Source organism: Claveliimonas sp. (genome assembly GCF_037273965.1).
In the GTDB taxonomy this organism is placed as follows: domain Bacteria; phylum Bacillota; class Clostridia; order Lachnospirales; family Lachnospiraceae; genus Claveliimonas; species Claveliimonas bilis.
Genome location: NZ_JAYAZJ010000066.1, coordinates 1 through 11,431 on the forward strand (window position 1 = coordinate 1; position 11,431 = coordinate 11,431).

Consider the following 11,431-nt stretch of genomic DNA (forward strand, 5'->3'; position numbering starts at 1 on the left):
AGCAGCATCCGGTAATCCTGGAGTCCATGGAGTTCCCGGAACCTGTTATCGAGCTTGCTATCGAGCCTAAGACAAAGGCTTCCCAGGGTAAACTTGGTGAGTCTCTTGCAAAACTTGCAGAAGAAGACCCGACATTCCGTGCTCATACAGATCAGGAAACAGGTCAGACGATCATCGCCGGTATGGGTGAGCTCCACCTGGAGATCATCGTAGACCGTCTGCTTCGTGAATTTAAGGTAGAAGCTAATGTAGGTGCACCACAGGTTGCTTACAAAGAGGCGTTTACTAAAGCAGTTGATGTAGACAGCAAGTATGCAAAACAGTCTGGTGGACGTGGACAGTACGGACATTGTAAAGTAAAATTCGAGCCAATGGATGTCAACGGTGAGGAGACATACAAGTTCGAGTCTACTGTAGTCGGAGGAGCAATTCCGAAGGAATACATTCCGGCAGTAGGCGAAGGTATCGAAGAAGCAATGAAATCCGGTATCCTCGGCGGATTCCCGGTAGTCGGACTGCACGCTACTGTTTATGATGGTTCTTACCATGAAGTCGACTCCAGTGAAATGGCATTCCATATTGCCGGATCCCTGGCATTCAAGGATGCGATGAAGAAAGCTGCTCCTGTACTTCTTGAGCCTATTATGAAGGTAGAAGTAACTATGCCGGAAGAATACATGGGAGATATCATCGGTGATATCAACTCACGCCGTGGACAGATCGAAGGTATGGATGATCTGGGCGGAGGAAAGATCGTACGTGCACACGTACCGCTTTCCGAAATGTTTGGCTATTCCACAGACTTACGTTCCAGAACACAGGGACGTGGTAACTACTCTATGTTCTTCGAGAGTTACAAACCGGTTCCGAAATCTGTTCAGGAAAAAGTTCTGTCAGGAAAAAATGAATAATTCCCGCGCATTTTCTTTGAAAAAGTGCGAAAAAGGCTTGAAAATCAAGGGGATATGAAATATAATCAGAAATAGCCGAGTAAACTGAAAAATCATGAAAAATGCCCGAAAGGGCGGTTGAATAAGGAGGACATTCAAAATGGCAAAAGCTAAATTTGAAAGAACAAAACCACATTGTAATATTGGTACCATCGGCCACGTTGACCATGGTAAAACAACTCTTACAGCAGCTATCACAAAAGTTCTTTCCCACAGAGTATCTGGTAACGCAGAGGTTGCATTCGACAACATCGATAAAGCTCCGGAAGAAAGAGAACGTGGTATCACAATTTCTACAGCTCACGTTGAGTATGAGACAGAGAAACGTCACTACGCTCACGTAGACTGCCCGGGACATGCTGACTACGTTAAGAACATGATCACAGGTGCTGCTCAGATGGATGGAGCTATCCTGGTTGTTGCTGCTACAGACGGTGTTATGGCTCAGACAAGAGAGCACATCCTTCTGTCTCGTCAGGTAGGTGTACCTTACATCGTTGTATTCATGAACAAATGTGATATGGTAGATGACGAAGAACTTCTTGAATTAGTAGAGATGGAAATTCGTGAACTGCTTGATGAATATGAATTCCCGGGAGATGACACACCGATCATCCAGGGATCCGCTCTGAAAGCTCTGGAAGATCCAGACGGAGAGTGGGGAGATAAGATCATGGAGCTGATGGATGCAGTTGATTCATATATTCCAGATCCACAGCGTGCTACAGATCAGCCGTTCCTGATGCCTGTAGAGGACGTATTCTCTATCACAGGACGTGGAACAGTTGCTACTGGTAGAGTAGAGCGTGGTGTTCTGCATGTATCTGACGAAGTTGAAATCGTTGGTATCCATGAAGAGAAGCAGAAAACAGTTGTAACAGGTGTTGAGATGTTCCGTAAGCTGCTTGACGAGGCTCAGGCTGGTGATAATATCGGTGCTCTGCTTCGTGGTATCCAGAGAACAGACATCGAAAGAGGTCAGGTTCTTGTTAAACCAGGTTCTGTAACATGCCATACAAAGTTTACAGCACAGGTTTACGTTCTGACAAAAGATGAAGGTGGACGTCATACTCCATTCTTCAACAACTATCGTCCACAGTTCTACTTCAGAACAACAGACGTAACAGGTGTTTGCAACCTGCCGGACGGCGTTGAGATGTGCATGCCTGGTGACAACGTAGAAATGTCAATCGAACTGATTCACCCAGTTGCTATGGAGCAGGGACTTCGTTTCGCTATCCGTGAAGGCGGACGTACAGTAGGATCAGGACGTGTTGCTACAATCATTGAGTAATCATTGACAGGAGTAATATAAAAATTTACCCTCAGAGAGCTATGCTTTCTGAGGGTTTTTGACTTTGCAATGCTGTTTAAAAGGAGGGATTCCATGAAGATCGCACAGATACAGTCCCGTGTTTATAGTGATAAGAAGAAAAATATAGAACAGCTAAAGTTGTATCTCGAAAAAACAGAACCGGAAGAGCCGGATATTGTAATGCTGGGAGAAATGTTTAACTGTCCCTATGAAACGAAGCAGTTTCCGCTTTATGCAGAGGAAGAAGGGGGAGAGACATGGACGATGCTAAGTCATCTTGCAAAGGAATACGGGATTTACCTTGCAGCAGGATCTGTACCGGAAATTTCAGACGGGAAAATATACAATACTGCCTATGTTTTCGACAGAAAAGGGAGACAGATCGCAAAGCATAGAAAAGTTCATTTGTTTGACATTCAGGTAGAGGGCGGACAGCAGTTTAAGGAGTCGGAAACACTGGCAGCGGGGGATAAATGCACATTATTTTCTACAGAGTTTGGAAAAATCGGACTCTGTATCTGCTTCGATTTCCGATTCCCGGAACTGGCAAGGATGATGGTACTTGGGGGAGCGAAAATGATTCTGGTCCCGGCCGCTTTTAACATGACTACCGGACCGGCGCATTGGGATGTAATGTTCCGCGGCCGGGCTGTGGACAACCAGTGTTTTGTGGCGGGTACTTCCAGTGCAAGAGATACAGGAGCCTCTTATGTTGCCTGGGGGCATACCCTTCTGGTATCTCCATGGGGAGATGTCATTGAAGAGATGGAGGGAGAAGAAGGATACATTATCCATGACGTTGATCTGAAAGAAGCAGATAGTATCCGCAGGCAGCTGCCGCTTCTTTCGGCGCGCCGGACGGATATATACCAGAGCGAAAATGGAGCAGAATTTTAATGATAAAAAATTAACGAAAAAATCGAAAATATAAACTGCATATTTGGACAGTTTTCATCTTGCTTTTTGAATTAAAAGTTCTATAATAAAATTAAATTGATAAATAATTAACAATAAAAATTGTAGGAGGGTGTTACTATGGCAAGATTAAGACTGATGCGTGCTCCGCAGAAATATGTGCAGGGAAAAGATTCTCTTTTGAGTTTCTATGAAGAGATGAAAGAGCTGGGAAACAAATGGCTGTTTATTTGTTCAAAAAGCGGACATAAAATGTGCCATGACAAGATTGAAAAAAGTTTCGGCACTGCAGATGACAGCAGGTGCTATGAAATCTTTGGCGGTGTTTCCAGTGTCGGTGAAATTGAAAAAATGAGAGCGATTGTCCGTGAGAAGGGGATCAATGTTGTAGTTGGCGTGGGCGGAGGTTCGGCTATAGATACGGCCAAGGCAACTGCTTACTATGAAAAGCTTCCGGTTGTCATTGTTCCTACTGTTGTGGCAACAGATGCCCCCTGTACCGGCCTTTCTGTTATTTATAATGACGATGAGACTTTTAACAGTTATCTGTTTTATCCGAAAAATCCGGAGGCAGTCATTGTGGATAGTGATATCATTGCCAAGGCGCCCGTGAGATTCCTGGTTGCCGGAATGGGAGATGCTCTGGGCACTTATTTTGAGGCCAGGGCCTGCCAGAGGACAGATGCCCCCAGTCTGGAATTTGGAGGAATTACAAGATCGGCTATGGCTCTTTGCGGTCTGTGTTATGAAACATTGAAAGAATACGGGGCAGCGGCAAAACATGCCTGCGAAAATCAGGTTGTTACTCCTGCTCTGGATGCGATTATCGAAGCGAATGTATATTTGTCCGGTGTCGGTGCAGATAACGGCGGTCTGGCTGTAGCTCATTCCTTCTACAATGGACTGACAGCTCTTGGCGGACACAGCGCTCCTCATGGAAATTGTGTGGCATATGGTACTTTGGTACAGCTTGTTCTGGAAGGGGCATCCAAAGAAGAATTTAAAGAAGTGCAGGATTTCTGCATGGAAGTAGGGCTTCCGATTACTCTGGAAGAGCTTGGAGTTACAAAGAAAGAAGAAATTGAGGTAATTGCGAAGAATGCATGTGCAGAGGGAGAATCCATTCATAACATGGTAGCGGATGTAACGCCGGAGCAGTTATATGATGCGATTGTTGCGGCAGATTCTCTTGGAAGAGCCAGAAAATAAAGGAAATAAAATTCCGGCTGTCAGGAAGACGGCCGGAACTGTATACGGGGAATGTACTGTGGAAGGAGTTTCCGGCGCAGTGCATTCCTTTTTATATTTGTGCCAATAAACACACCTTGAGATTTGCCGGATGATTCGAAACCAGTGAGGCTGTAGCGCATATCCACGGTATCAAAACGAAGATGGCACTGTCCTGTATTAAGGATCCCTTTTGACCGGCAGATGTCTCCAAATTCTCCCCGGACAAGCTGCTCTAAAAAGAGAAGAAGAGCAGAGCTGTTTTCCAGAGAAATGCCGGATAGAGTGAAGCTGTCAAGATCAGACTTTGCCTCTCCTTTATTTTCTATTATATTTCCGCTGAAGTCCGTTTCCAGAAGACTTTCCCACCAGGAAGAGTCAAGATAGGAATAGTGCTGGGCCTGGATCCTGGCATCCGGCGCTGTCTTTTGAACTTTTTGCACAAATTCGTCGGTTTCTTCAGGTGTATGGAAATCCCGCTTGGATATTATGATAGTTCCGGCGGATTTCAATTGATCTTGAAAAATTTCCTCATAGTCATGCATATAGCGGTCAAAGCAGTTGGCATCCAGAATAGTCACGGGGCGAAGCAGAGTGATACGCTCATATTCGATCTGCCGGATATTCTGGATGACATTGCTTAGCATACCGACGCCTGTAGGTTCCACAATGAGATACTCCGGATCCAGAGTGTTGGCAATGGTCAGGATGGAAGATGCGAAATCTGCTTTCATTGTGCAGCAGATACATCCTTCTGTCATTTCCCAGATATTTAGTTTTTCGTTATCCTGGAGAAAGGTTTCATCCATATTTGTCTCGCCGTATTCGTTTTCCATGACAACAAAATCACGGTCCAGTTTGCGGGACATCTCTTTTATAAAGGTGGTCTTTCCGGCGCCAAGAAATCCGGATACGATCAGTATCTTCATGTGTTATAATCCTCCATGGGGCAGTTAATCTTCGATTTTTACAACTGGTTTGATCAGATCCTTCGGTTTGTCACGCATCATGAACAGAGCTTCTTCCAGATGTTCCCAGCCTTCAAATACGTGGGATACAAGAGGATGTACGTCAAGTTTTCCGGCAGAGACAAGTGCGCCCAGTTTTTCCATACGGAGACGTCCGCCTGGCATCAGTCCGCCGTTGATCTGTTTGTGTCCCATGCCGACGCCCCATTCAGCGCGGGGGATGTTTACATAGGTTCCGCTTCCGAGATAATTTACATTTCCGATTTTTCCGCCTGGTTTCAGGGCTTTAACAGCGGATTCAAACGTTTCGCATCCGCCTCCGGCAACGATCACCTTATCTACGCCTTTTCCTCCTGTCATGGCAAGAACCTGATCTTCTATAGTTCCATCTTTATAACTGATAAAATCAACAGCGCCGTATCCTTTGGCTGCTTCTACACATGCCGGGCGTGTGCCGACTGCAATGATCCTGGATGCGCCTCTTAAATTTGCACCCGCAACAGCCATAAGGCCGACCGGGCCGATTCCGATTACAAGAACGGTATCTCCAAACTGTACGTCTGCCAGTTCTACGCCGTGGAATCCGGTAGGAACCATATCAGACAACATACATGCGTCTACCGGAGTAATGTTGTCAGGCAAAAGTGCGAGATTGCCGTCGGCATCGTTTACATGGAAATATTCGGAAAATACGCCGTCTTTAAAGTTGGAGAATTTCCATCCTGCAAGCATTCCGCCGGAGTGCATGGAGTATCCTGCCTGGGCTTCCAGAGAGTTCCAGTCAGGTGTAATGGCCGGAACAAGAACACGGTCTCCGGGTTTGAAATCCTTTACGAGAGAGCCTACTTCTACAACTTCAGCACAGCATTCATGTCCAAGTATCATATTGTGACGTTCTCCGATGGCGCCTTCCCAGAGAGTGTGAACATCGGATGTACAGATGGCAACTGCCAGTGGTTTACAAATGGCATCCAGTGGTCCAAAGTCAGGTTTTTCCTTTTCGATCCAACCGGATTCCCCGATTTTAAGCATTGCATAGCCTTTCATATCGTTCCCTCCTTTTACTTTTTGAAATTGATAATTTATCTCATTATAACAGGACGCCTATGAAAAGTAAATAAAAAACAGAAAATTAACAATAATTTATTAAGTTTGTAGAAAATATATCAAATAGAATATAATATTTTGAATATATGAAGAAAAATGTGACAGATAATCCAGCATATAAGGGAGAATCCGACAGTCTCTTTTTTCCCTGCGGAGTCCTCCTATATGGTATAATAACCACATCGTGGTTATTATACCTGCGCATAAAGCGGTTTCTGCGGAACCGCAGAAATCCGCTGCGCATCCGCCCGGGGCAGCCGTAACTGCGGCAGCAGTTATGGTATAATAACCACATCGTGGTTATTATATCTGCGTGATTCACGGCCTGAAAAGTAAAAATTGATTACGAGGAGGATGAGAGAAATGGAGAGTGGAAAAATTATACAAGTGGAGGAAAAAGTGCCATTTCGGCTTTTGGTTCCGCTTAGTATTCAGCACATGTTTGCTATGTTTGGGGCGTCGGTCCTTGTACCCTTTATGTTTGGAATCAGCCCGGCAGTTGTATTGTTTATGAATGGTGTGGGCACACTTTTATTTATCGCTATCACAAAGGGAAAGGCGCCTGCTTATCTGGGATCGAGTTTTGCCTTCCTTGCTCCGGCTGGGCTGGTGATCGATAAAATGGGATATGAGTACGCGCTGGGCGGATTTGTGGCAGTCGGATTCTGCGGCTGCGTTCTGGCGCTGATCATTTATAAATTTGGATGTGATTGGATTGACGTTGTACTGCCTCCGGCTGCTATGGGTCCGGTGGTGGCTTTGATCGGCCTGGAGCTTTCCGGTTCTGCAGCAAGCAATGCGGGACTTTTGGATGAAAAGATCAGCACCAGCAATATCATTGTATTCGGAGTAACATTGGGAGTTGCTGTATTTGGCTCCATCCTATTTAGGAAATTCCTTTCGGTTATTCCGATTCTGATTGCTGTCATTGCCGGATATATCGCCGCTATTTTATGCGGGATTGTAGACTTTACCGCCGTTTCAGAGGCATCTTTATTTGCACTGCCTAATTTTATGCTTCCGAAATTCAGTGCAGAAGCTATTATTACAATCTTGCCGGTTATTCTTGTGATCACGTCTGAGCATATCGGGCATCAGGTTGTTACCAGCAAGATCGTGGGAAGGGATCTTCTGCGGGATCCGGGGCTTCACCGGTCTTTGCTGGGGGATAATTTATCTACCATGCTTTCCGGTCTGATTGGCGCGGTTCCGACTACAACATATGGAGAAAATATCGGAGTCATGGCAGTAACCAAGGTGTACAGTGTAAGAGTCATTGCCGGCGCCGCGGTTCTGTCTATTATCTGCTCCTTTGTCGGCAAACTTTCCATGCTGATCCAGACAATTCCGGGACCGGTTATCGGAGGGATATCCTTCCTTCTTTACGGAATGATCGGAGCATCCGGTATCAGAATCCTTGTAGATTCCAGGGTGGATTACGGGCGGTCCAGGAATCTGACACTGACCAGTATTGTATTTGTGACAGGCTTGTCCGGAATTGCGGTAAATATCGGAAATATCCAGCTTACCGGCATGGTTCTGGCATGTATTGTAGGTATGATATTAAGCCTTATTTTCCACCTGCTGGATAAACTGAATCTGACAAATGACAGGGAATAGCGGTGTTAAATGAATCCGGCTATTTATGCCGGAAAAAAGAATAAAACAAGAATAAAAATTTCTCCATCTGCAGAACCTGTAAAGAGAAACAGTACAGACAGGAGGCTTTTCATATGCTGGAGGAATTGAAAAAAGAAGTCTATGAGGCAAATATGCTCCTTTTGCAGTACGATCTTGTGACATTTACCTGGGGAAATGTAAGCGGGATCGATCGGGAAAAGGGGCTTTTTGTTATTAAACCAAGCGGAGTAGAGTATGGACAACTTGCTCCGTCAGATATGACAGTTGTGGACCTGGAGGGAAACAGAATAGAAGGAAGATACCGGCCTTCTTCCGATACGGCAACCCATGCGGTGCTGTACCGGCGATTTCCGGAAATAGGAGGCGTGGCTCATACCCATTCTGTCTGGGCAACCAGCTGGGCACAGGCGGGCCGGGACATTCCATGCTATGGGACGACTCACGCAGATCATATTTACGGGGAAGTGCCTTGCGTGAGAGAACTGACTCCAAAAGAAATTGATGAAGATTACGAAAAAAATACCGGACTTCTGATTGCGGATGAATTTTCTTTGCGCAATATAGGCTACCTGGCGACCCCGGCAGTCCTGTGCAGAAATCATGGTCCCTTTGCCTGGGGGAAAAATGCCGGAGAGGCCGTATATCATGCAGCAGTTCTGGAGAAAGTTGCCCGGATGGCAGCGCTTTGTGAATGGATCAATCCCGGAAATGAACCGGCTTCCCAAAACCTGCAGGACAAACATTATTACAGAAAACATGGCGAAGATGCCTATTACGGACAAAGAAAATGAAGGATGGAAAAGAGAAAGGAGCGGCAGGGGGACTAAAGCTCCACGCCTGCCGCAATATCTTCCAATACTTCCTCTACAGAATCTGTTACATAGGTGGAATAGTATGCAATACCGGGAGCAGCGCTCGACATAGCATAACTTGTACCTGCAAGCTGCAGCATCTCCACATCGTTATATTGGTCTCCGAAGGCGACGCATTCCTCCGGCTTTATGTGCAGATGATCCATAAGAACCTGAAGGGCGATGCCTTTGTTTGTGCCTGGCGCGATAAAGTCCACCCATCTGTTTCCGGAAGTGACAATCTTTATTTCGGAAGAAAACAGTTGTTTCATATAAGCTTCGCAGTCAATACTTTTCTCAAAATGAAGAACGGCTATTTTCAGAAAAGGCTCAGGCACATCTGTTTTAAGGTTTTCTACCTGCATAACATCGAATTTCATCTCATCCAGAAGATAATGTATGAATCTGGGATCGGAAGAATCTGTATAGAGAGTTTCCACTCCTGATACAATACAGTTGCAGCCCGGATAATTGTGGACAGCATCGATGATGCGCATGGAAAGGTCGTGATCTATGGATGACCGGGAAAGCATCTGGCCGTTGTGGATACACAGAGAGCCGTTTTCTGCAATATAGGAAATGCGATCGGCAAAAGGTGCAAAAAGTCTCCTTAAGTTGTTGTACTGTCTTCCGCTGGCAGCAGTAAAATGGATGCCATTGTCGAGAAGTTTTTCGATCAGCTCTATCGCCTGCCGGCTTACTGTCTGTGCACCTTTTTGAAGCAGAGTTCCGTCAAGATCGCTGGCTATTAATTTTATCATAGTTCTGTTACACTCCTTTAAGATAGACATTGCTATTCATACAGCAAGACATTATAATGAAGTTGGGATCAAAAGCCCCAACCACTTTTGAGCAAGCTCATGTGGGCCGGGACCTTTTGAGCCTGGGATTATTATAATATAAGAGCAGAAATTTTTAAAGCAAAGATTGGAGACGAGGACATGAAAATAGGAATAGGAAACGATCATTCAGCAGTAGACATGAAAAATGAAATCGTGAAGTTTTTACAGGATCTTGGCTATGAAGTAGTAAATTATGGGACAGACTCCACCGAGAGCTGTCATTACCCGGTATATGGAGAAAAAGTTGCAAGGGCTGTGGTATCCAAAGAAGTGGATCTTGGAATTTTAATATGCGGTACAGGTGTCGGAATATCTCTTGCAGCCAATAAGGTGAAAGGCGTAAGAGCAGTTGTATGCAGTGAGCCGTACACAGCAAGATTATCAAAACAGCACAATAATACCAACATTCTTGCTTTTGGCGCAAGAGTCATCGGCATTGAGCTTGCGAAGATGATCATAGAGGAGTGGCTGAATGCAGAGTTTGAGGGCGGACGGCATCAGGAGCGTATCGATATGATCACGGCGATTGAAGAGAGGGAAAGATAAAAAAATAGAAGCAGAAACAGTAAAAGTAAAAGGAAGCAGACCACATGGTGATTTGCTTCCTTATTTTATTCTTGGGAAAAACCCCGCTTAACACAGTGCTCCATCACCGATTCCATCTGGGGGGATACCCATTTGTTCCGATGGTACAGGAGCTGTTTCCACACTTCGATTTCCAGGTCTTCCACGGGAAGAAGAACCAGCTTTCCCTCGGCAACTTTTTTTGCGGTTACATAATCCGGAAGAAGAGAAATTCCAAGGTTTTGTTCCAGTAAAGCACAGATAAGATCTGTGCTTCCGATTTCCAGAATAGGATGAATTTCCAGAGACATCTCTGCCAGCCGCTCATCCAGAAGGCGGCGGTAGCTCATTCCCTTTTCTGTCAGGATAAAAGGATGGCTGCAAAGATCCCGGACAGAAAGCTTTGCTCCGAGGGGAAGGGGATACCCGGCGCCGGCTGCAAAGTGTACGCCTACTCGTTCTTCTTTTACGATCACATATTCTGTATTGTAGATATGGCTGTCCAGGGTGAGAACAAGATCTGCCTCGTTGTGGTCTACGAGCGTCAACATTTCACCGGTTCCGGCGGTGATAATTTTCAGTGCAATCTCAGGATAATTTTTTTTAAAAGAAGCATAATTTTTGCTGAAAATGGAACTGCACAGAGAATCTGCCATTGCCAATCTTACATGACCGCGGATGGTTCCTGTTTCCTGCATGTTTTCCTGAAGTTCCGAAGTCAGTTTGTTGACTTTGTGAGCGTAATCCAGGACTTCCCGGCCTTTTTCAGTTAAAGCTATGGTGTGATTGACACGTTCGAATAACTGGGAATTTAATTCACGCTCCAGCTGTCTGATCTGAAAGGAGACAGTGGACTGAGAAAATCCCAGCTTTTCGGCTGCTTTTGTAAAACTGTTCAGTTCGGCTACATAGATAAAAGTTGTCAGATTTTTGATATCCATTCTGTTACCGCCTTTACCATCTAATTTTTAGATTCATATCATTATAATTATTAATTTTACAGATGTTCCTTTCTATTATATACTATGGGGAAGAGAAAAACAAATACAGT

General features: G+C 45.1%; 11 protein-coding genes. 7 read left to right on the forward strand and 4 right to left on the reverse strand.

The window, feature by feature from the left end:
• The 4 genes from WJ238_RS05170 to WJ238_RS05185 form a co-directional block, all read left to right on the forward strand.
• A partial coding sequence (locus WJ238_RS05170; RefSeq protein ID WP_524536990.1) for a translation factor GTPase family protein occupies window positions 1-911 on the forward strand: 911 nt, incomplete at its 5' end.
• 139 nt (window positions 912-1,050) lie between these two features.
• Window positions 1,051-2,244, forward strand: a complete 1,194-nt coding sequence (gene tuf / locus WJ238_RS05175) for an elongation factor Tu (protein WP_230107208.1) — start codon at window positions 1,051-1,053, stop codon at window positions 2,242-2,244.
• A gap of 93 nt (window positions 2,245-2,337) precedes the next feature.
• Window positions 2,338-3,162, forward strand: coding sequence for a carbon-nitrogen hydrolase family protein (locus WJ238_RS05180; RefSeq protein WP_337606324.1), 825 nt, complete (start codon window positions 2,338-2,340; stop codon window positions 3,160-3,162).
• Between the two features lie 138 nt (window positions 3,163-3,300).
• Complete coding sequence (locus WJ238_RS05185) at window positions 3,301-4,389, forward strand: glycerol dehydrogenase (RefSeq protein ID WP_230107206.1); 1,089 nt, start codon at window positions 3,301-3,303, stop codon at window positions 4,387-4,389.
• A gap of 20 nt (window positions 4,390-4,409) precedes the next feature.
• Here WJ238_RS05185 and WJ238_RS05190 read toward each other — a convergent pair whose 3' ends face one another.
• Both WJ238_RS05190 and WJ238_RS05195 read right to left on the reverse strand, forming a co-directional pair.
• Window positions 4,410-5,336, reverse strand: coding sequence for a GTP-binding protein (locus WJ238_RS05190; protein WP_337606326.1), 927 nt, complete (start codon window positions 5,334-5,336; stop codon window positions 4,410-4,412).
• A 24-nt stretch (window positions 5,337-5,360) separates the two neighbouring features.
• The gene (locus WJ238_RS05195) at window positions 5,361-6,422 is read right to left on the reverse strand and encodes an NAD(P)-dependent alcohol dehydrogenase (protein WP_337606327.1); all 1,062 of its coding nucleotides are present in this window, start codon (window positions 6,420-6,422) and stop codon (window positions 5,361-5,363) included.
• Window positions 6,423-6,845: 423 nt separating this feature from the next.
• Between WJ238_RS05195 and uraA the strand changes: the two genes are divergently transcribed.
• Window positions 6,846-8,102 (forward strand): uracil permease, encoded by a 1,257-nt coding sequence (uraA, locus tag WJ238_RS05200; RefSeq protein WP_230107198.1) that lies wholly within the window; start codon window positions 6,846-6,848, stop codon window positions 8,100-8,102.
• A gap of 113 nt (window positions 8,103-8,215) precedes the next feature.
• Complete coding sequence (araD, locus tag WJ238_RS05205; RefSeq protein ID WP_337606328.1) at window positions 8,216-8,914, forward strand: L-ribulose-5-phosphate 4-epimerase; 699 nt, start codon at window positions 8,216-8,218, stop codon at window positions 8,912-8,914.
• 32 nt (window positions 8,915-8,946) lie between these two features.
• On the opposite strand, the gene WJ238_RS05210 is transcribed toward araD, so the two are convergent.
• Complete coding sequence (locus WJ238_RS05210; protein WP_337606329.1) at window positions 8,947-9,735, reverse strand: HAD family hydrolase; 789 nt, start codon at window positions 9,733-9,735, stop codon at window positions 8,947-8,949.
• 180 nt (window positions 9,736-9,915) lie between these two features.
• On the opposite strand from WJ238_RS05210, the gene rpiB reads away from it, so the two are divergent.
• Window positions 9,916-10,362, forward strand: a complete 447-nt coding sequence (gene rpiB, locus WJ238_RS05215; protein ID WP_230107196.1) for a ribose 5-phosphate isomerase B — start codon at window positions 9,916-9,918, stop codon at window positions 10,360-10,362.
• Window positions 10,363-10,427: 65 nt separating this feature from the next.
• Here the strand turns inward: rpiB and WJ238_RS05220 are convergent, their stop codons facing one another.
• Entirely contained in the window at window positions 10,428-11,321 is an 894-nt protein-coding gene (locus WJ238_RS05220) for a LysR family transcriptional regulator (protein WP_337606330.1), read from the reverse strand.
• Window positions 11,322-11,431 lie beyond the last annotated feature (110 nt).

What these genes read in the sequence shown, in the direction of transcription:
- WJ238_RS05195 (WP_337606327.1), bottom strand. Translation starts at nt 6,422, where the DNA reads ATGAAAGGCTATGCAATGCTTAAAATCGGGGAATCCGGTTGGATCGAA.
- WJ238_RS05210 (WP_337606329.1), bottom strand. Translation starts at nt 9,735, where the DNA reads ATGATAAAATTAATAGCCAGCGATCTTGACGGAACTCTGCTTCAAAAA.
- WJ238_RS05220 (WP_337606330.1), bottom strand. Translation starts at nt 11,321, where the DNA reads ATGGATATCAAAAATCTGACAACTTTTATCTATGTAGCCGAACTGAAC.
- WJ238_RS05180 (WP_337606324.1), top strand. Translation starts at nt 2,338, where the DNA reads ATGAAGATCGCACAGATACAGTCCCGTGTTTATAGTGATAAGAAGAAA.
- WJ238_RS05190 (WP_337606326.1), bottom strand. Translation starts at nt 5,336, where the DNA reads ATGAAGATACTGATCGTATCCGGATTTCTTGGCGCCGGAAAGACCACC.
- uraA (WP_230107198.1), top strand. Translation starts at nt 6,846, where the DNA reads ATGGAGAGTGGAAAAATTATACAAGTGGAGGAAAAAGTGCCATTTCGG.
- araD (WP_337606328.1), top strand. Translation starts at nt 8,216, where the DNA reads ATGCTGGAGGAATTGAAAAAAGAAGTCTATGAGGCAAATATGCTCCTT.
- WJ238_RS05185 (WP_230107206.1), top strand. Translation starts at nt 3,301, where the DNA reads ATGGCAAGATTAAGACTGATGCGTGCTCCGCAGAAATATGTGCAGGGA.
- tuf (WP_230107208.1), top strand. Translation starts at nt 1,051, where the DNA reads ATGGCAAAAGCTAAATTTGAAAGAACAAAACCACATTGTAATATTGGT.
- rpiB (WP_230107196.1), top strand. Translation starts at nt 9,916, where the DNA reads ATGAAAATAGGAATAGGAAACGATCATTCAGCAGTAGACATGAAAAAT.